Below are 20,221 nucleotides of genomic sequence, written 5' to 3'. Positions count from 1 at the left end.
CAAGTCTGCTCAGATAAGTAAGCCTAACATCGCGGATATAGCGGTTCTCAGTTGGATGAACTCCGGCCCAGAAACCCGGTTTCTTAAAGAAACCGGGTTTCTCAGAAAACCAGGTTAATTTAAAAACCTGGTTTCTTGATGTTCGGTTGAGTTTTGTCGGCCTACTGTTCAAACCTGCTTGAGATAGTATTCAAAGCGCTCCCGGAGTTGCTCAACTGTGAGGGTTTGAGTCCAGAACTCCACTAGGGCGTGACCGAATGCGCAGGCATTGCGGTCGGGTGGGGCGGAGTTTTCTTGCAGCAGTGGCCAGAGGGAGCGCAGGTCAAAGTTGAGCGGGTTAGAATCGTCTGTGTTAAACAGCTCGAACAGCTCATAAGCCATCTGCAATTTGCCAATAACCACCGGCAGCTTTTCGGCGGGAATTTTCTCTGCGAGCAGATAGGCTAGGGTGGGAGAGCCGGTGGAGAGTGTGCTGAGGAATTGGAGGACGGGACTTTTGAGCAGTGCGGTCACGCCTTGGGCTGTCGCCATCTGGAAGGTATAGCGGTCGATGATTTTGGCGGCGGCGGCGGTGCGAGCGTCCAGATTGCGCAAAAAGCGGGCGAGGCGGAGCTGTTTTGCCGGCGATATTTCTTCTAGCAGCGCTAATGACAGGACGTTGGCATTCCAGGGGACTCGACCGGCTTTACTGTCGGCGGTGACCACCGGCAGGACTCGCTGGCAAAACTCGCCGAGGAGTTCAGCGCGATACTGGGTGGCTTCCCGAATGGCTTTTTCCTTGGGGCGCTCGCCCCACACCCAGTCGTAGGGCGGCTGCCACTCGCGCACTGGACGCAAGCGATCTACCTGGGTAATAATAGCGAGTGCGGGTAAATCTGCAACTTGTGTTTTGATATCTTTGAGAAAGTCTACATCCATTTGCAAGGCGGGATCTCCGGCAGGGTTGACTAATAGCAACAAATCGGCTTTTTTGGCTGACTCAAGCACTAATTCCCGGAAATCCTCACGGTTAACTTGTTCGTAACCGGGGGTGTCCAAGAGCGTCAGGCTTTCTCCCGTTTCAGTTTGCCAGCGGTAATTTTCAATCCGCTCGGTGCTGGGCAAAATATCGACGGTTGCGCGATCGGCTTGAAATAGGGTGTTAATCAGGCTGCTTTTTCCGGCTCCGGTTCGCCCCGCGAGCAGAATAGTAACGGGTTTTTGCTCAACTGTTTCGACGGGTTCGGCTTGTTCGAGGATGTCTCGCAGGGTTTGGGTTTTGACTTTTGCCAGTGCCGGTGCGGGAGTGGGAAATGCAGCCGCCGGCAGGGTGCGGCTTCCGTAGAGGGCAATCGCCTGCCGGCACAGGTTGCGCAGGGCGGCTTCCCGCAGAAGCTGGCTCAAATTCACCACGAGTTCCTGAGTTGCGCGGTTGCTGGAACGCCGGCTGACTTGTGCTGCTACTGCAGCGGCTGGGTTGAGGAGCCACTGCGCCCAGTTCCAAGCTTTGGAAAGTTTGCGAGCGGAGGGTTCCAGCTTCTGGTAAATTTCGTATGCCTGGTACGCCTGCCCAACTGTGACTTGATTGAGCGCGGGGGATAACTGTTGCATCCAGCGATCTAAGTCGTCTAATGTTCCGCGAATCAGGGCGTAAGCTTGGGGGACGTAAATGTTGAGCAGGGGATAGTTATCTTCGGGATAGTAGATGCCGGCGATGGCGGTGACAAGTTCCTGGCACCGCTGCCAGAAGGTTTGCCAGTCATCCCATGCCGGTGGGTCGTTTTGTGAGGCTTTGAGGATGTCTTGGAGTGCGGTTTGCGCTTTAATTGCCGCCTCATCTGGTGCCGGCAGGGGGGCGGTACTGCCTGCAGGGGGTTCTATTTCTTTGCTGACTTCCGCCACCAGGGCTTCCACCGGCTCGAATGCCGGTCGAGTCCACCTCACCAGCAGCCAGCGCCAGCCAACTAAGGCGAGGGTGAATACGCCCCAAATCCAGTTAATGCCCCACTGGTTAATCTGCTGCCCCGCTGCTACCATCAGGAAGATGATGATGCTGGCGACCGGCAGTGCTAGCACGAGCCATTGCCACAGTTTTAATCGCACCATTGTCTCTTGCTTGTTTTGGGTAGAGTTGTTATACTGCTAGTTGTAACACTTCTGGGATGGTTTTTCGATCCCTATCTAAAGGGGGAGGAATGATGAAAGTTATAATTGAAGAGATTGTGCGCCGGCTCCATCTTCTCCCTGAAGCCAAACTCCTGGAGGTGCTTGATTTTGTTGAAGTCCTAACCTTGCTTGGAGAAGGTTCAACCTCAAAACAGCGGGGATTGGAAGATAAGGCATCGTTACAGGAGGATGAAGAGTTTGATGCGCTCCTTGATAGATTGGCTCATGAATTCGAGGCGTGTGTCGGGCCAAACGCGCCGGTACTGTCAGACTTTGCAGTTAGCCGTGCCGGCATTTATGTGGATCGCCTATAGGACAGGCAAGATGCCGGTCCTGCCGGGTAAGCACCGACAAACCGTAGGGCAGGCGTCTCGCCTGCCCTCCAAGGACATTGGATGTATAATTACCTACGAGGAAATGTTTCTGATGGACCGGCGCAAAGTATTGCCGGTGTTGATAAGCGCTCGCCATTTGATTTTCTTTGAATAAGTTTGGCATCCCCTTTTGTTAAAGATTTTATTGGGTGGGAGAGAAGGAGGCAGAGCCTCCTTTCAGGCGTTCCCAGGCAGAGCCTGGGAACGAGGGAAAACCCGCGCATATTTTGAAAATATCGCTCTTCTCTTAGCCCGCGCAGGCGGGCTTTGTCTGTATAGCCGCGATTTATAATCGCCCGGAAAATAGCAATTTTGTATAATAAATTTTCGGGTGCGTTACGCTTCGCGCTCCGCACCCTACAGGTGGGGAGAAGCGCTCAGCGTTTGATTTCCTTAAACCGCTCTTTTGCTGTTTGAAAAGACTGTCGCATTACGGACTGAATGACCTTGGTATCTGGCTTCTTGCCCCCCATTAAATCGCCGAAGTAGGCGCAGGCACCTTCGCCCAGCGCCCAGGTGTACGCACCCGCCCAAGAGGCGGCGATTGCGGTGCCTATTCCGGGCACAAATTTGATTAATTCCCGTCCGACTGCGCGGGCGAGGAAACCGCCGGCAATTGCGCTGACAACTCCCCCAGCTTGCGATGCAGTTAGTGTTTGCCCGTACAGTCTCCCCAGCAAACTCACCATCGAGACTTGCAAGGCAATCAGCACCGGCATGCTGGCGAGTGGCAGCGGCACGGCTTCCAGGGCGGCTGCCATAATGGAAAATGCCAAAATGTACCGGCGTCCGACATCGCGGTAGAGGTCACTCAGCTGCCTGCCGGCTTCTTCATCTAATAGCTGGTAAATCGCACCGGCTTCCGCTTCTGGCAGCAAGTCTGCTAGGGTGTCTCTCAGCGCGTCTAAGCCATAAAATACGGGCGTGTACCCGTCTTCTTCCAGGGTGAAGTCAATCGCAACCGCCCGATCGTACAGCCCCGCAAAACTTTCTTGAATGGCGGCGAAGGCTCGGCTGACTTCCTCATATTCGGGCGGGTAGGCGGGATGATCGGCTGTGCCGGCAGGATAGAGTTCGTGCAAGCACGTCACCGCCAGCAAACAGGGGATGTTGGGATACTTCTGGCGCAACTCAGTGGCAATTTCTCGCAGGGTGCCGGTGGCGAAATCAGTGATTTTGACAGTGAGAATCAGGACTCGGGCGCAGCGAGTTTGCTGTTGCAAATCTCCTGCCAGTTCCTGTATAATGGTCTGAGTGTTCTGGCTGACATCTCCCAGTCCAACGGTATCGGTGAAAATTAGCAGGGGCAGGTCTTTTGACGGATAGGCGTAGCGCTCGGTATGTTGCGTGTGGGGGCGAAATCCCTGACCGACAATTTCTGCAGAAACTCCTGTCATCCCCCGCACAATGGAACTTTTGCCGGCTTGGGGCTTGCCAATCAGGAGGGCTTCTGTGGTGGGCAGTTGAGCCCGAACGGTTTCCAAAATCTCGGCAACCCGATCTTCGCTAACATTAAACCACCTGACAGCTGTTTGCCCCACTCGCTCTAGGGGCGCGAGTTGCTGGAAGCGTGCGGTTGCGTCTTTCCAGATGCCGGCAATGCGGCTGCGGGGGGAATTATCTCCTGGCTCAGCGCTCAGGGGCTGAGCCGCCGGCTTGTCCAATTTTACGGAATCAGATGGGGGTGAATCGGTGTCGCGTTGCTCTGTCATGTTAGCGGCTTTCTCCTTGCTGATATTGTAAAAAAAGTTTTGAGTTTTGGGAAGGGAGGGAGGGGATTTTATTTAAGGAACCGCCAAGACGCCAAGACGCCAAGAGGTTGGATATTAGTTTCTCCCTGGATAGATGCCTGAGGTTTCAAGGGCTCGCACTAACCGGCCATCTCGATTCAAGGCTTCATCTGCTAATTCTACTATCCACCAGTTAGGGAGGGCTTGAGGTCGGGCGGCTAGGATGTAATCCACGGCTTCTTTTTCTTTCCCGGCACCCAGGATGTGGGCGCAAACTGTTAAGGCTACTGCTGAGGAGCGGCTGATGCCGGCTTGGCAGTGGATGAGCAGGTGCCCGCCGAACTGCGAAACTGAGGATGCGAAGTCTATTACTTTGAGTATATCTTGAACGGTGGGCAGAACTAATTCCGGGTCGCTGTCTGGCGCGTGGATGTCGTTAAATTCCAGCCGCAGCCGGTGGGGGACTTGGCTGTACCCGTGGGGGAGCGGTGCGCCAGGGCTGCCAATCGAAATGAGATGTTTGATGAATGGCCCTCTTATTTTGCAGAGGATGCGAGCGCCTGCTTCCGCACAGCCGGTGATGAAGAGTTTGGGCAGTTTATCGCTCTGAACTTCTGCTATAATAGTTTCAGGGGAGGTTTCTTGTTCTTCTTGGGCGCTGCTGCCAGCTTCAACAGAATTTGGCTGCAGTGCGGCGAGTGCGGCTGGGGTTCCGATTTTTTGCAACGCTTCACCGGCTCTCTGGCAAACAGACGAACTGTCATCGTCGAGGGCTCGCGCGAGTGCGGGAATGGCTGACTCTGAGCCAATTTTGCCTAAGGCGGTAGCGGCTGAGCCGCGAACTGAGGAGGTTTCATCTTCGAGGGCTCCCAGCAGTCCGGAAATTGCCGCCGGCGAGCCAATTTGTCCTAAGGCAGAAACCGCTCTCCAGCGAACATAAAAGTCCGCATCGCTGAGGGCTCCCAGCAGGGCGGAAATTGCCACTTCACTGCCGGTTTCCCCTAAGGCTTCAGCGGCTTTTGTGCGCTCAGAGGAATCCCCACTGTTGAGGGCGCGCAGCAAACCGGCAATAGCCGGCGGAGAGCCAATTTTTCCTAGCGCCCAGATAGCAACTCCGCGAATCTCAGAGTCCTGATGGCTGAGCTGTTGCAGCAACCCAGCGACAGCCTCCTCTGAGCCCATTGCCGCTAAGGCAGAAGCGGCTTTCCAGCGAACGCAATCGTCATCCGTGAGGGCTCCCAGCAGCGCCGCAACTGCGGTGGGAGAGCCGATTTTTCCTAAGGCTGCAGCGGCTTTTCCGCGAACTTCTAGCTCCCGATCGCTGAGGGCTGACTGCAGGGGGGAAATATAGTCAGAATTGCCGGTTTTTCCCAGTGCGGAAGCTGCCCGCCAGCGAACTTCAAAGTCTTCATGCTGGAGGGCTTCCAGCACGACAGAAATTGCCGCGCCGGTGCCGGTTTCCCCCAGCGCCCAAACCGCCCACTGGCGAACGGTCGGGTCTGGGTGGCTGAGGGCTTGCCGCAAGCCGGTCATGGCAGTGCCGGTGCGGATTTGCCCGAGCGCCCACGCCGCCAAACCGCGAATCTCCCAGTCTGAATCGTTGAGCGCTCCCAGCAGCCCGGTAACAGCTGCGTCTGTGGGGATTTGCGCTAAGGCGCGGGCGGCGCGCCGGCGACTCAGGCGATTTCCACTTGCCAGACATTCTAGCAGTTTCCGGGCGTTTTTGTCAAGATAATTTTGAGATTTCATCGGATAGATGCTCCCCCTTCTAAAACTTGGCGCTCTTGGCGTCTTGGCGGTTCATAAAAGTGCCTTATTGTAATAACCGCAACGCTCTTGAATCGCAGAGATGGCATCGAGGGCGGCGGAAATTACAAATCGGTTTTCACTCCGCAGGAGTGGGGAAAGACTGGGCAGAGCTTCAGGGCTGCCGATTTTACCTAGGGCTTTTGCAGCGCTGCGGCAAACATCAGAGTCGTCATCTCTGAGGGCTTTCAGCAGTGCCGGCACGGCGGCGAGCGACCTGACTTCGCCCAGGGCTTCGGCAGCTTTCCAGCGCACCCTGGAATTGGGGTGGCTCAACGCTTTCAGGAGGCTTTCTACAGCGGCTGAGGTGCCGATTTTTTCTAAGGCTTCGGCGGCTTCCTGGCGCACCTTATAGTGTTCGTCGCTCAGCGCTTCCAGCAGGGCGGGAAGTGCTGTTGCGGAACCGATTTTCCCTAAGGCTTCAGCCGCCTTGCGGCGAAGTTCGGGGGACTCTTCATTCAAAAGTTTCTGCAGTGCCGGCACGGCGGATTTAGCGCCGATTTTCCCCACGGCTTCGGCGGCGTCTTCCCGAACCATCCATTTTTCGTCTCTGAAGGCTGCAATCAGCGCCGGCACGGCGGTTTCGGAGCCGATATTCCCCAAGGCGACTGCAGCGCTGGCGCGAACGTGGTAGTCTTCATCTTTCAGCGCTTGCAGGAGTGCCGGCGCTGCAGCGAGTGTGGCGGTTTTCCTCAAGGCATAGGCAGCGATTTCGCGAACTAAAGCATCTGGGTTGTTCAGGGCTTGCACGAGTTCTGCCACTGCGGTTTCGGAGCCGATTTTCCCTAGGGCTTTGGCGGCTTCGGAACGAACTTTAAAATCGTATCCAGAATCGATATACATATCGTCGAGTAAGGTTTGCACGAGCGCCGGCACTGCTTCTGAGGAGCCGATGTTTCCTAATGCCACTGCAGCGCTGTCGCGAACTTGCGAGTCCCTGTCTTTCAGGGCTTCTAAGAGTGCCGGCACTGCAGCCTCACAGCCGGTTTCTCCTAAGGCTACTGCAGCGCTGGCGCGAACGTGAGGGTTTCGATCGCTGAGGGCTTGAATCAGCGCCTCGACTGCAGCTTGTGTGCCGATTTTTCCCAAGCCAGAAGCTGCGCTCTCGCGAACGGTATGGTTTTCATCATTTAGGGCTCGCACGAGATCGGGTACGGCTGATTCGGAGCCAATTTTGCCGAGGGCTTCTGCTGCGGAAGCGCGCACCAACCGCTCGGTATCGTTGAGGGCTTGGGTGAGCGCCGGCGCGGCAGCTGGGGAGCCGGTTTCGTACAGCGCACTAGCAGCGGAGTTGCGAACTTTGGGGTTTTCATCGCTGAGGGCTTCTATGAGCGCCGGCACTGCGGTTTGGGTGCCAATTCGCCCTAAGGCTGCAGCCGCCCACCGGCGAACTTCTGGGTTTTCGTCGCCCAAAGCTTCAATCAGGGATTCCACTGCAGGTGAGCTGCCGGTTCTCCGCAAGGTGTAGCCGATTTCGTGCAGCCCCGTCGCCCCATAAATGCGAACTGCAGAATCCCTATCTCTCAGGGCTCGCACGAGTGCCGCCACCCACGCCGGCGAGCTGATTTCTTCGCCGCCGATTAAGAGGTTTTTCGCCTCTTCGCGAACCGGCTCAGTTTGATGGTTTAACACTTGCCGCAATCCGGTTGCGCCGGCTTCTGGGCTGATTTTCACCAGCGCTAGCAGTGCGCTGATTGCTACGTCTTCGTCGTTGAGGGCGAGCAGCAATAGCGGCTCTGTTGCTGGCGAGGCAATTTCCCCTAGCCCCTCGAAAGCGCTCTGGCGAATTCCGGAGTTTTCGGCGTCCAAAACTTGCAGCAGCCGGCGAGCCGCCGCCTCCGATCCAATTTTGCCTAATGCCTCGACAGCGCTGGAGCGAAGATCGTAGTCTTCTGCGCTCAAGGCTTGCTCCACGGGCGAGATAGCGCTGTCAGAGCCGGTGAGTCCTAACAGTCTCAGCTTCAGGTGTTGGGGAATGTCTAAATTAGCCACTCGCTCTACTGTTTTCGCCTGAAATTCCGGTTTGACGGCTCCTGCTAGCTTTGCCCCCAGCTGCCAGTCCACTTCTAGGGCTAATTTTACCGCTCGCAGCGCTTGGTCTTGCGAACCGGCACGCGCCAACATCTGCGCTAGGGGTCCTGTCCATTTCAGGAAATTCAAATACTCCCGTTTCAGCTGCTCGTCACTCAGCTGGGGGAGTTGTTCGGGGAGGGTTTCTGCGGTGTAATCTAGAGGCGTCATTGGGCTAAACTGGGTGGTTTAACTTAGCTTCTGTGTGGTTTGGCGGGGAAACGTTTTGTTTCCATTTTCTCGCACTCTGCAGTATATTAACAGCTGCAGGGAAAAATGTCATCTCGCTCGCTCTCAAGGAAACGGGGACAGATTGGCACAGGCGTTAGCGTCCTTCGGCGCGCAAGCGCGACGCCTGTCCTACGAGATATATCCGCAGCCTCCTTTTGGGCATCTCCCCTGAGGGACCGGGGAACGAGGGTCATCCCCTGTTGCTCCCCCTCCCCGCGTGCGGGGAGGGGGTTGGGGGGTGGGGTTCTTCATCGCAGGAATGTCCAGCTAGGGCTCCCCGCTTATCCGCCCGGTTTCAAGGTGTTTGAAACAGGAAGGGAATAGTGGCAAAAACAACCTCATCACCGGCTTTTATAATTTCCGGCACATCAACTTTAGCATGCCGGCGCTCCTGACCGGCACGCTGAATGAACACCCCTGCGCGCGATCCTGTATCTAAGACTTTCCACTCCCCGCCCTCTTGATAAATTTCAGCGTGACTGCGGGAGATATACTCGCCTTGCGGGAATTTTTGCAGGTCGATGATATCGTCGCGACCGGCTTCCGAACTGAAGCGCCCAATTCTGTACCGGCTGCTGCCATCCAGGAAAAATTCTCGCACCGGCGCACCGGCGTGCCGGCAAATCAGTCGGGCGGTCGAAATTCGCCACTCATTTGCCTTGCGTAAAATTTCCGCCCGGATTTCTTCCGATCTGTTCGTTTCTCCTTTATTCTGGTGGTAATCCGCCTGCTTTATCTTGTTCTTCAGCCATCGCTGACGCGCCAACTGTTTCAGGGTTTGGTCGCGGCTTTCAGTGAATCCCTCGTAAAACTTTAAGGTGGCCACCAGCTCTCCCGTTTTCTCCAGTGCGGCTCCCACATCCTGCGCCGAAACGTGCTGCAGCCAGTTGGGATTGGCGAGGACATGGGTGCTGATGAATCTCTCGTAGCGCCGGCACATATCCTCCAGAAAATTCTCTGCCGCTAGGTTCGATCCAGCCAGCTCCCGCACGACATAAAAGCCCAAACTTGCGGTTTCTGGGTGTTTTTCCAGCACTTCTATGGCTTTGAGCCACTGATTCCCGCGAATTAAACACTCAGCCAGATCCGCGTAACGCTTCTGGCTGTCCAGAATCGGCTCAACATATTTTGACCACAGCGGGGTGACTGGTTTGCCGGCACGCTCCCACTCTCCCAGCAGGCGCTGGAAATCCTTTGCCTTTTCCAAATATTCCAGGCGCTCTGGAAGAAGTTTACTTAACTCAGCTTTAGCCAAGTAATACTCGCGCTTTTGCGTTGCGCCGCAAGTCTCCCAGCACTCCACAGCGCGTTCCAGGTTCTCGCGGGTGCCGGTGCGGAAGAAACAGTCTCCCGCTAGCTCGCGCATTCCACTATAGCGAGCCTCTGCCAACTTTTCTACGATGTCCCCAAACCGCTGCCAGTTTGGCTGGTGAACTTGCTGGAAGATCGTCAAACCTTGGATTAGACCCGCATACTCTCCCACGGCTTTCTGCCATTGCTGGCGCTTGCGATTCTCTTTGAGCTGTTCGAGTTCAAGGGTTTCCAGGAATTCTGTAAAATCGTTAATCCCCTCTTGGGTTTTTGGGGTTTCAGCCATGAACTCAACCAGGGGGCGGTATTCTCTCTTGCCCTCAGGATCTCCCAAGTGCCATTCTAGCAAATTTTGCCAGCACAGTCCATCCCAGAAGCATTCCCAAGCCAGCTTTTGTTCGCCGAGTTCCAGGAAAAGCTGACCGGCTTCCCTGTATTGCCGGTCGAATTTCAAGGCGGACGCAGCGCAGCGTTTGGCTTCTTCTGCACACCCAAGCGCTCTGTAGAATTTACCGGCGGCTCGCAAGTCTTGCGGGTCTTTTTCCTGCATCCCCCGCTTTTTCAACTGCTCAGCTTGAGACTGCCGGTTATCTTTATCTAGCGCTGCTATATCTTCGCCAAGGGCGAGGGTTCCCACAAGGTCTTTCCAGTTTGCGCCACCGCTAGCCAGCTGCAGGAATCGCTCTATCTCGGAGCCGCCGGCGTACTGCCAAAGCATGCGATCTCCTTCTTTTGAGTCTATCACAAACAAGTCTGACATCGCGCGGCTGGCAGCCACATACAGCTTGTTGAAAAAGTATTCCAGCCCCACTAAATGGTCTGAGCGCTCGCCGGCACTATCCCAAACCACCTTGTGGCTGTATCTTTTGTGAAGCTCGTCTCCAAACTTATAGAGGACAACCAGAGGGAACTCCAGTCCCTTTGCTTTGATAGCGCTGTACAGGTTCTCAGGCGGATTCTCCTCTGTCACGTCCGGGAATATCTCGTGCAGAACCTCGTCATTGCGGATGTAGTCGATTTCGCCGCCCGCCTCACAAGGTATAATAAAGATGGGCTTCTTTTGAATGTGGGCTTTCAGCTTTTCCAGGGAGAGGTTTTCGCCCAATATGAACTTTTGCGGCTCCAGGGAACTGTCTTTATTCTGCCAGGGTTTCTGGGGTTTGAGGTCGTCTAGCCCAAAGCGAACGCAGCGCCACAGCTGTATCAAATTGGTGAGCCGGACGATGGGGCGACTGGAGCGGTAGTTTAATTCTAGCTGCTGAAAGTTCATTTCGAGATCCAGCTTCTTGCCACCGATCGGGTTGGCGATTACTTCGCTATAGAAAGAAGACCCAACTCTTTCCCAGCGAAATCCCGTCGGGTTTAAGGTTTGGAACGGATCGCCGGCAAATGCAAAGGGCAAACTGGGCACCGGCTGGTATCCAAAGTCATACTGGGAGAAAACTGACAGCTGTCGGATTAGCTTGAGCTCCAAACTCGTGAAGTCCTGAGCTTCGTCGCAGAAGATGGCGGTGTAGTCGTGAGGGTAACTCCCGGATTCTAGAACTTTTCTCACCAAGTCCTGATCGTCCCAGTAGCCTTCGCTATCCGCCGCTGTCAGATTTTTGTACCACCTCTCCCAAATGGTTTTGTAAATCTTTTTGAACAGCTCCGGATCTACAGTGCGCTCTCTTCTGGGCACAAACGACCGGTAGTATTCCGGGTCTACTTCCTCGTCGAGATCGTACCCTTTGATGAAGGTTTTGATGATGTGCCAGCAGAGTTCGGGAGGGCAATCTTTATCTTTCGCTTCTGGCAGCTTGCACTTCTTGTAGAGCTCCCGGAAGTGATAGAATGAAATTTCCTTCTCTGGCTGGAAGCGATCGCGCTCGTCTGGCGGAAGCAGGTCTAGGATAAAATCCCGAAATGTCTTGAAAAGTGGCTGCAAGTTCTCAGCAGAAAGTTTCTGGCTCTCTTCCGTCCTTTTCGCCACAAACTTGTGATGGGACGCGACAATCCGGCCCACCACCTTCTGAGCGATCTCTAGCAGGCTTTTACTGTAAGTGAGGAACAGGGGGTGGGGTGTCTCACCGAAGCTTTTTCCCTGCTGTTGGCAATACTCCTGGTGGCGAGCGCAATAGTCGGCAAACAGGTAAAATAGAATGGTAGACTTGCCGCTGCCGGCTCGTCCATTAATAAAGATTGGCAGGGATTTGTTCCCCGGCGCTGACACCGACAGTAGAATTTGCTCCTCTTCAGCTGAGAGAGCTATATTTGCCTCATCATCGCACTCTATTTCACGCCAGCTTTCCTTATCGTAAAGCATATAGCCCGGATAGGAACGTCGGGCATAGGGGGCCAAGTCTTTCAGCGCTAACGCTCCCGACAGCAGGCTGCTATCTAATGGGAAAATATTGGTTCCCCGCCGCACTTCTTCTATTTCTTTTGGCGCGGGTTTGCGATTAAATGGAGCCAGCAGAAAGATGACTTTTCGCGCCGCTGTGTCCGCTGTTTCCGCCGTTTCTATCCGGCTGAACAGCACATACCGCCCGTCGGTATTTCCGCACAGCTTCACTCCCCGCCACTCAGTTTCCTCCTCGGCCAATTCCTGGCTCTCACTGCTGGTATTTTCAATGAGCTTGAAAACAATCTCCCAGTAGAAATACCAGTCCAGTTTGATTGTGTCTAGCTTGAACCGGCGAACCCATTCCTCGCTCTCACAGATGACAAGTTCTTGGGCCTCCAGCCCCCACTCTGGCCGCTCTAGCCAAAGACGTAACTCCTCTGGAATCCGCTGGGCTTGGCTCTCCGAAACCTCTGGCAAATTTTGCTGTTCATTCAGCCACTCCCGCAGCTGTTCTATCTCCAGCAAAGGCTCTAAACGATTCTCGCCAAAGCTTTCTGGTTCAAAGCAGAAGTCTTTTTCATATTCTGCATCCCCGCGTTTGAGAATATCGAGCAAGCACAGCACCGGCTCGCGCTCCGAGGTTTCGACGAGCTTGGCAATCAGTCTGAGATTTCTGTCCACTGTCTTTTTTAAGTAGACATGAGAGAACCTCCTGAAGCGCGACAGGGGGTTCTCCTCCTCACAAAGTTTGTCAACCACGTCCTCTACATTGTACTGCTTTGCCTTTCGTTTGCACTCAGGCGTAGCGTAAACATACATCAGTCCTTCTCCTGGTTCGCACCTGATATTACAGCCAATTAATTTCTTATCTTCTCTCATATAAACGAACAGCGAACCGGATTGTAACAAAAATTAACATGTTGGGCGGGGTGGCGTGCAGCGCCGGCGAATTGAAGATATGCTGGAAAGTTGGTGCTGCGATCTAGGATTGACTGACAGAACGACAGATGACACTAATATTAACCAACGACGACGGCATCGACGCCCCTGGCATTCGGGCGCTGCACAAAGCCCTCAACGGCACCGGCATCCTCGTCGCGCCCAAAGAGGAGTGGTCGGGATGTGGCCATCGAGTCACCACCTCGCTGATCCGCGTCCACCAGCGCTCAGCCACCGAGTATGCCGTTGCCGGCACCCCCGCCGACTGCACCCGCCTGGCAATAACACATCTCTGCCCGGATGTCAAATGGGTGCTGTCTGGCATCAATGCCGGTGGCAATCTGGGGGCGGATATCTACATTTCAGGAACCGTCGCGGCGGCGCGGGAAGCGGCGCTGCACGGGATTGGGGGAGTCGCCATTTCCCACTACCGCAAAAGCCGACTTGTTGACTGGGATCTCGCGGCGCGGTGGACTGCCGGTGTGCTAGCAGATTTACTCACCCGCCCCCTGGAAGCGGGAACGTTCTGGAATGTGAATTTGCCTCATCTGCTGCCAGGAGAACCCGATCCAGAGGTGGTGTTTTGCCCGGCGTGCACCGAACCGCTGCCGGTGAATTACCGAGTTGAGGGCGATGAATATTACTATGTGGGAGAATACGCCAAACGCCGGCGGGCAGCCGGCACCGATGTGGATGTCTGCTTTTCTGGTAAAATTGCCGTGACTCAGCTGAAACTTTAGCAAAGGGCCGGCATCCCGCCGCCCCGACAAGGTGTGATATCATGTCCGATCGCTTTTGTATATAAAGGCTTGTAGGCGCGGGTTCGCCAGCAATTTATCGGAAAAGCCGAGAATATTTATAAACCCGCCCCCACACAGGGAAGGATATGAGCGATACCGCTCCTATCTGCCACACCAAAAGCCACCGGATCTGATATAATATAGCTAAGGGCAAACTGCAAGATAGTGGCCTCTACCGGCCAAGAGAGAGGGAGAAGAAAAATGCGAATCTTAATGATGGGCGGCACTCGGTTTATCGGGGTGTATCTGACAAAAATCCTGATCGAGCGAGGGCACGACGTGGTGCTCTTCAATCGCGGCAACAAGCCGGCACCCGTAGAAGGAGTCAAGCAAATTCACGGCGACCGCACCGACGCCGCCCAACTGAAAGAAAAGTTAGCTGGGGAAGAATTTGACGCCATTTATGACAACAATGGCCGCGAACTGAGCGACACCCAACCCCTGGCAGAGATATTTAAAGGTCGGGTGCGGCACTTTATATATATGAGTTCCGCCGGCGTCTACCAGAAATCTGACCAGATGCCCCATATTGAGGGCGATCCGGTTGACCCGAAAAGCCGGCATAAGGGCAAATACGAAACGGAAGCTTACTTAGCAGAACAGGGATTGCCCTTTACTGCCATTCGCCCGACGTATATCTATGGCCCTCAAAACTACAACGATTTAGAAGCGTGGTTTTTCGACCGCATCGTCCGCGATCGCCCGATTCCCATCCCCGGAAACGGACTGCACTTCACGCAGCTGGGTCACTGCAAAGACTTGGCCGGTGCGATGGCCGCCGCACTCGGCAATGAAAAAGCAATCGGTCAGATATATAATATATCTGGCGAGCGCTACGTCACCTTCGACGGATTAGCCCGCGCCTGCGCCGCCGCCGCCGGCAAATCCCCTGAATCAGTGCAAATCGTGCATTACGATCCCAAAAAATTTGATTTCGGCAAGCGCAAAGCTTTCCCGATGCGAGTGCAGCACTTCTTTGCCGGTGTCGGCAAAGCCATGACTGAACTGAACTGGACACCAGAATTTGACCTGGTTTCTGGGCTGAAAGACTCATTCGAGAACGATTACCTGGCTGCCGGTCGGGACAGCGCCGAAGTGGACTTGTCCACGGACGACGAAATCCTCTCATCCCTTTAGAATTCAGGTGCGTGCTAAACCGGCACGCACCCAAAGAAAGCGAATCTTAAAGAAACCTGCTTTCTTGATATTCCGTCTATCCCCTCGTTCCCAGTAGCGTTACTCCGTAACGCTACGACTACGACTCACCACCGGCACGTTAAAATAATATTACATAACTCCCTAATCGAGCAGCAACAACCTGTGGCCAAAGACTTATTCGATGTCAATTACTACCGGCAAGCCAACCCAGACTTAGCAGCAGCCGGTCTGACAGCTGACCAACAACTGCGGCTTCACTTCCAGCAGTTTGGCCTCAACGAAGGGCGTCCCTTCTCCCCGCTCATCAACCTCAACTTCTACCGGCAAGCCAACCCTGACCTGAAAGCTGCCGGCTTGACCACCAACAAACAGCTCTTCGAGCACTTGCAAAACTATGGCTTGCGGGAAGGGCGCAAATTTTCCCCCTTTATCGATTTAGAATATTATTTAGAAGCCAACCCCGATTTACAGCAAGCCTTTCAGGGCAACCAGGAGCAAGCCTACGACCACCTGCTGCTATCCGGCTTAGCGGAACAGCGCAAATTATCCCCCTTCTTCGACCCCAATTACTATCTCGCCAAGAATCCAGACTTGCTGGCTGCCGGTGTGAAAGGACGGCAGCTGTTAGAGCACCTGGAAAACTACGGTCTGGCGGAAAGTCGTCCCTTTTCCCCAGCGTTTGATGTTCAGTTTTACCGGAATGCCAATCCCGACTTGCGGGCTGCCCGCCTCAACAACCTGCAGCTGCTAGAACACTTTGAAAGCACCGGCATTAACGAAGGACGCGCCTCCACAGAAAATTTTAATGTCAGATCGTACTTAGAGTCAAGCCCTGACTTGCAGGCAGCCGGTTTCAACTTCGAGGGAGCCTACAAACACTATATTACCACTGGAATCAGGGAGCCGCGCCGCACCCTAAAAAACGGCAGCTTCTTAACCGGCGCTGAAGCGACTGACTTCATCCTTGGCGATGATACCATTAATGGCAGTTTGTCGTTTCAAGACAAAGTTAACCCCCTGCAAGAGGGGACTTTCGCCAAAGACTACATCCTGGATGAGGTAACAGCCGGTCAGCAGGTAGAAGTCACCCTCACCTCCACCGAATTCAGCCCCCGCCTGGAACTGGTGGACGCCCTCACCGGAGAAGCCATCCCCACCGGCAGCGACAGCAATTCCTCACTCAACTTTACCGCACAAGAAGGCGTGCGATATGCAATTCGCGTGACGAGCGATCCGGCAAAAATTGCCGGCACCGGCAATTTCACCCTTACGGCAGATGCCTCCAGCCCCATCGTTGCTTCCCTCGCCGTCTCCTCCTCCCTCAGCAACTCCCTCGCCACCACGGACTTGCACAACCCCACACGTCCCGGAACCTACAGCGATGACTACCGGCTGACAGGCGTTCCTGCGGATCAAATTGTGCAAATTAGAGCCACTTCGAGTCAGTTTGAAACTTATCTGCAAGTGATAGACGCCCTCACCGGCATGCCGGTGGCGGAAAGCAAAGATTTCGGTCGGGCGCGGGGCGACCTCAACTCCGCCGTGACCTTCACTGCAGATGCGGGAACTGAGTACATCGTGCGCGTGACTAGCTTTAATGAAGACGCCACAGGAAGTTACACTTTGAACGCCCGTCTGGTTTCGACACCGCTGCCAGACCCAACCCTCGACTTGAACAGCTTGCAAGATGAAGAAGTGCGAACAGACGCCCTCACGCTGTCGGCAGATGGGCAATTAAGCCGCAACGACATGTTGCAGATATTTGACAGATCGACAGACAATGATATCATCACAGCAGCCGAGTTGCAAGATTTTAAAGCCTTAGTGGGGAATCAGAAGCAGTTTGATTTGCCGCCCTATGTAGCGTTTATTTCGGAACAGGTTATTCAGGATGCGGGCAAGATAGCGAACAGTCTAGGAACCGTAAAAATAGATTCGTTCAAGGAGATTGTTGACCGCTGGTTTCGCGGGATTGTCCAGCCTTACAATCCTTCGTACACGGCGACAGACGGCAGTGGGGATTCCAGGGTTTTCAACTTGGAGCTTCAGCGGCTAACAGGACCGCTGTATGGCAGCGAAAATGTGCCGCAAATTGCGCAGGTGAGTCAAAATCAGTTTGCGGACAGCTTTTTGATTGCGGCGGTTGCCGCAACGTTCAGGCCGGTGGCGGGGAACAATCCAGGAAAATCGAGTGAGGCGATTGCCGGTGGGATCTTTGATAACGGCGACGGGACCTACGGCGTGCGCTTCTACGAAAACGGCGCTGAGCAGTGGGTGACAGTGAATCAGGATGTGGCAGTGTATGCCGGCGAGATATACGGCGCTAAGGACAAAAATCTGGAGGTTCCCAGCAACCCGAATAACCGGCCCATTTGGATAGCGCTGCTGGAAAAAGCTTACGCAGCGTGGCAGCAGTGGCAAAAAGGTGACGCGACAAATGGCTATGAATTGATTAGCCGGGGGGGTGATGTTTCTGAGGCGCTCTCCCAGCTGACTTCCCGCAATGCGGATGTGTTTAGGGATGGAGATAGCCGCGCCACCGGCACCTTTGCGGACTTCACGTTTGAGCGGATAAGCCAAGCGTTTGATGCGGGCCGGTTTGTAGCGGCCTCTACTGACAGAGAAAGTGCCGCTAGTTCAGCCGGTTTGATAGTGGCAAATCACCCGTATGCAGTTACGGATGTTTATGTGACTGACTCAGACGCTGAGCGGATTGTCGTGTTTAATCCCTGGGGCGTAGATGGGCCGGCAGGTTCCAGGGACAGGAATAACGATGGGTTTATTGACCTGTCGTTTGAGCAGTTCCAGATATTCTTTTCCGACGGCACTATCGTTTGAGGGAGCCTTCATATCTAGCGTCTCTCATCCTTTGAGAGGGACTGAAAAACCCGGTTTCTTAAAGAAACCGGGTTTTCTGGACGCAGTTCATCCAACTGAGAACCGCTATATCTAAGTAGGGTGCGCTATTAACGATCGTGCGGCAGTTCTTAACGCTGCGGGGTGAGGGCGAGGCCAATCCATAAGAATGGGAATCTCAGAACTTATTTAGAAGCTCGGGGAGCTGAGTTTTGGGACGAGCCGGCAACGACGTACCGAGAGGCCGCCATACTGTCAGGAAGGGGTTTCAACCTGCCTTGTTTTACCAAAGCTTGATAAACCATCGCCGCCGCCGTACCCCGCTTGAGATACTGGTCAGGATTGATATATTCCACCACCGGATAGTTGACGACAATCTTGGCTTGTGTGGCGGCTGCCACCGGCTCTATGGCATCTCGAGGAATCTGGTCGGCATCAGCATAGTGGGATTGGAGAAAATTTAATGCCGAAACTTGCGCCGGCACATTCTGAACCGTTGCTACCGGCTGTGAGTCCCTGCTAGCGCGCTTCTTACTGGCCCGCTGGGCCACTAATCCGGGCGGGATCATGGACGTCATCGCCACTGGAAACGCTATGCGATACTTGGGAACCCGACGCCGATTCGCTCGGCTGGCCGTCACAGGAGTTGCGGGAGCTCGATCTGCTATTGAGGGATAAGGCTGGTAAGACATGTTCAGTCCCTTGGTTAAGGAAGCTAATGCCTCAACTCTTGGGATTGGCTTTTGCGGGCAAAACAAGTTGCCGGTGCAGGCATTCATAAAACCTGTTTCATACGCTTCCTCGATGGGAGCGGCTGCCCAGTAGTTATCAGGAACATCGTTAAAGACACTCCCACTAGGAATTTCCCTCACCTTTTCTCGCTCGAATGCTTTGCGGATCAGGGCCGCAAACTCGTCGCGATCTACGGGCTGATCCGGTCGAAATGTTCCGTCCAGATACCCAACAATAATGCCTCTTTCGGCTAGGGATTGAATAAACGGGCTGGCCCAGTAGTCGGGCTTGACATCAGGAAACGCCTGTTGAGCTGAAACTCGCGCATCTGTTCCCCAAAAAATAGCCGCACCGGCACAGGTGTTTAGAGCCAGCCCTGCTGCCATCGCCGGCAGCCAGCCAAATCGATAAGTCATCACAAATCCCCTCCTTTTGCCATTAACTCATAAGCGAGATTAGCAGCCGGCGAAAGCTGAGCGGCTGCTAAACTCAAAACCTCAAACCGGCAGCGAAGTCAGTCAGCGATCCGTGAGATGCCGGTCGTCCACAGCTGGATGCCCTTCAGTCTTAACATCTAATTTTTCGCGACGAACTCGATCTGTGGTTTCAATCGTATCCCGATCGGTTTCTTTCCTGACGCTGACTTCTTCCCGCACAAAGGCTTGCTTGTGGATATCAGCCGTCTCTTCGTAGACTTCAATTCGAGCCACTTCGCCCTCACGGAAGTCACGATCGCCAGGAGTGACCGGCGTTTCTGAGCTGGCGGTCGAGTGCTCCACAACCACTCGCTCTTTCTCTACAGGAACCGAAACCCGTGCGGTTTCGGTTTCCACCCGCTTGCCAACTGCGACTTCCCCAGTCTTGTGACGGTTTTTGTTTGCAACCAGCCGCTCTTCGTAGAGTCTGAGCTTTTGATGGTCGTGTTCGTTTGTCTGGTAGAGTGCCGGCTCTCGCTCGTAAGTGTAGGTATCTCGGTCATCAGAGTCGCGGCGAGGCAGAACAGGTTGAGTCGCCACTCCCGGAACTCCTACTGCTTCCACCGGCGCTGTCGTCTCCACAGGGGCTGATTCTTCTGCCGTTGGCGTGCGATAAACGCCCCGCACTCGCTCTTCGTAATCGTAATCAACCGTCATCCGCTCGTCGTATTCCGGTAAATCTTCAGCTTGCTTTTTGCTCGCAAGTCCTGTGGCGTAAACCCGCCGGTTGTCCGCATCAATACGGCAGCGCCCGATTGGCAGCAAGACCTTTTTGCCAAAAATCCAGAAGCCGGTGTCAATCACCAGATAGCGGAAACGACCTGTCTCATCAACTAGCGCGTCGTGAACGGAGCCAATCTTCTCGTTGTTTGCCCCCGCATAAACATCAAACTCCTTGATGTCCTCGCCATTAAAAGCTTCTTGGCGGTAGTTGGGATTATAATCCTCCAGTTTGTAGAGCGCCATGCTATTCTCTCCTGATTTGCCTGCATCTATGTATCCTCTACTCTAGATAGCGCCAGACCTTGAGTCTTCCTTCTTGCGACTGATTCGTTAAGCTGTATGTCAAAATTTATTTTTTGTGCTACCATGAAATGTTCGACGTTCAAAATTTTCGGAAAAAATCGTCAACCTCTGCCAATCAGCGGTTCATTTTCCCACAAAATAGCTCCAGAGACAGTCAGAACTAAGCTGTTAGGCTTTTAATCTTCCTGTGTGCCCGAAGGAGGCAGAGCCTCCAGGACAGCGTTCCCAGGCAGAGCCTGGG

The 20,221-nt window shown here is 54.3% G+C and carries 12 protein-coding genes; 5 read left to right on the top strand and 7 right to left on the bottom strand.

The features are described 5' to 3' along the window. Positions 1 to 168: 168 nt before the first annotated feature. Positions 169 to 2,085 carry a GTPase family protein gene (locus OSC10802_RS0111615; protein WP_017716937.1) on the bottom strand — a complete coding sequence of 639 codons (1,917 nt, stop codon included), beginning with the start codon at positions 2,083 to 2,085 and terminating at the stop codon, positions 169 to 171. Between the two features lie 89 nt (positions 2,086 to 2,174). Between OSC10802_RS0111615 and OSC10802_RS39790 the strand changes: the two genes are divergently transcribed. Together OSC10802_RS39790 and OSC10802_RS0111605 are read left to right on the top strand one after the other, a co-directional pair. After that, complete coding sequence (locus OSC10802_RS39790) at positions 2,175 to 2,459, top strand: hypothetical protein (protein WP_155967587.1); 285 nt, start codon at positions 2,175 to 2,177, stop codon at positions 2,457 to 2,459. 10 nt (positions 2,460 to 2,469) lie between these two features. After that, positions 2,470 to 2,634, top strand: coding sequence for a hypothetical protein (locus OSC10802_RS0111605; RefSeq protein ID WP_155967585.1), 165 nt, complete (start codon positions 2,470 to 2,472; stop codon positions 2,632 to 2,634). A 262-nt stretch (positions 2,635 to 2,896) separates the two neighbouring features. On the opposite strand, the gene OSC10802_RS0111600 is transcribed toward OSC10802_RS0111605, so the two are convergent. The 4 genes from OSC10802_RS0111600 to OSC10802_RS39770 all read right to left on the bottom strand — a co-directional run bounded on the left by OSC10802_RS0111600 (position 2,897) and on the right by OSC10802_RS39770 (position 12,812). Then, positions 2,897 to 4,231: a GTPase family protein gene (locus tag OSC10802_RS0111600; RefSeq protein ID WP_017716934.1), complete on the bottom strand. Its 1,335-nt coding sequence runs from the start codon at positions 4,229 to 4,231 to the stop codon at positions 2,897 to 2,899. 114 nt (positions 4,232 to 4,345) lie between these two features. Continuing rightward, positions 4,346 to 5,998: a HEAT repeat domain-containing protein gene (locus OSC10802_RS39785; protein ID WP_017716933.1), complete on the bottom strand. Its 1,653-nt coding sequence runs from the start codon at positions 5,996 to 5,998 to the stop codon at positions 4,346 to 4,348. Between the two features lie 51 nt (positions 5,999 to 6,049). After that, on the bottom strand, positions 6,050 to 8,296 hold the full coding sequence (locus OSC10802_RS44275) for a HEAT repeat domain-containing protein (RefSeq protein WP_017716932.1): 2,247 nt from the start codon (positions 8,294 to 8,296) through the stop codon (positions 6,050 to 6,052). Between the two features lie 355 nt (positions 8,297 to 8,651). Beyond that, the gene (locus tag OSC10802_RS39770; protein WP_052334302.1) at positions 8,652 to 12,812 is read right to left on the bottom strand and encodes an FHA domain-containing protein; all 4,161 of its coding nucleotides are present in this window, start codon (positions 12,810 to 12,812) and stop codon (positions 8,652 to 8,654) included. A 188-nt stretch (positions 12,813 to 13,000) separates the two neighbouring features. Between OSC10802_RS39770 and surE the strand changes: the two genes are divergently transcribed. The 3 genes from surE (at position 13,001) to OSC10802_RS0111565 (ending at position 17,728) form a co-directional block, all read left to right on the top strand. Further along, positions 13,001 to 13,672: a 5'/3'-nucleotidase SurE gene (gene surE, locus OSC10802_RS0111575; RefSeq protein ID WP_017716930.1), complete on the top strand. Its 672-nt coding sequence runs from the start codon at positions 13,001 to 13,003 to the stop codon at positions 13,670 to 13,672. Positions 13,673 to 13,933: 261 nt separating this feature from the next. Next, complete coding sequence (locus OSC10802_RS0111570) at positions 13,934 to 14,869, top strand: NAD-dependent epimerase/dehydratase family protein (RefSeq protein WP_026098387.1); 936 nt, start codon at positions 13,934 to 13,936, stop codon at positions 14,867 to 14,869. Positions 14,870 to 15,052: 183 nt separating this feature from the next. Further along, positions 15,053 to 17,728 (top strand): C2 family cysteine protease, encoded by a 2,676-nt coding sequence (locus tag OSC10802_RS0111565; protein ID WP_017716928.1) that lies wholly within the window; start codon positions 15,053 to 15,055, stop codon positions 17,726 to 17,728. Between the two features lie 203 nt (positions 17,729 to 17,931). On the opposite strand, the gene OSC10802_RS0111560 is transcribed toward OSC10802_RS0111565, so the two are convergent. Beyond that, positions 17,932 to 18,894 carry an S-layer homology domain-containing protein gene (locus OSC10802_RS0111560; protein ID WP_017716927.1) on the bottom strand — a complete coding sequence of 321 codons (963 nt, stop codon included), beginning with the start codon at positions 18,892 to 18,894 and terminating at the stop codon, positions 17,932 to 17,934. 102 nt (positions 18,895 to 18,996) lie between these two features. Beyond that, positions 18,997 to 19,920, bottom strand: coding sequence for a DUF2382 domain-containing protein (locus OSC10802_RS0111555; protein WP_017716926.1), 924 nt, complete (start codon positions 19,918 to 19,920; stop codon positions 18,997 to 18,999). Positions 19,921 to 20,221: the final 301 nt, after the last annotated feature.

The organism is Kamptonema formosum PCC 10802, from assembly GCF_000332335.1.
Classification (GTDB): domain Bacteria; phylum Cyanobacteriota; class Cyanobacteriia; order Cyanobacteriales; family Oscillatoriaceae; genus Oscillatoria.
Note: the sequence above shows the minus strand (reverse complement) of the source record. Positions and strands in the feature narration are given on the sequence as shown.

Coding starts and splice junctions, on each gene's coding strand:
- OSC10802_RS39790 (WP_155967587.1), top strand. CDS start 2,175: ATGATGAAAGTTATAATTGAAGAGATTGTGCGCCGGCTCCATCTTCTC.
- OSC10802_RS0111600 (WP_017716934.1), bottom strand. CDS start 4,231: ATGACAGAGCAACGCGACACCGATTCACCCCCATCTGATTCCGTAAAA.
- surE (WP_017716930.1), top strand. CDS start 13,001: ATGACACTAATATTAACCAACGACGACGGCATCGACGCCCCTGGCATT.
- OSC10802_RS0111605 (WP_155967585.1), top strand. CDS start 2,470: ATGCCGGTCCTGCCGGGTAAGCACCGACAAACCGTAGGGCAGGCGTCT.
- OSC10802_RS0111615 (WP_017716937.1), bottom strand. CDS start 2,085: ATGGTGCGATTAAAACTGTGGCAATGGCTCGTGCTAGCACTGCCGGTC.
- OSC10802_RS44275 (WP_017716932.1), bottom strand. CDS start 8,296: ATGACGCCTCTAGATTACACCGCAGAAACCCTCCCCGAACAACTCCCC.
- OSC10802_RS0111560 (WP_017716927.1), bottom strand. CDS start 18,894: ATGACTTATCGATTTGGCTGGCTGCCGGCGATGGCAGCAGGGCTGGCT.
- OSC10802_RS0111555 (WP_017716926.1), bottom strand. CDS start 19,920: ATGGCGCTCTACAAACTGGAGGATTATAATCCCAACTACCGCCAAGAA.
- OSC10802_RS39770 (WP_052334302.1), bottom strand. CDS start 12,812: ATGTATGTTTACGCTACGCCTGAGTGCAAACGAAAGGCAAAGCAGTAC.
- OSC10802_RS39785 (WP_017716933.1), bottom strand. CDS start 5,998: ATGAAATCTCAAAATTATCTTGACAAAAACGCCCGGAAACTGCTAGAA.
- OSC10802_RS0111570 (WP_026098387.1), top strand. CDS start 13,934: ATGCGAATCTTAATGATGGGCGGCACTCGGTTTATCGGGGTGTATCTG.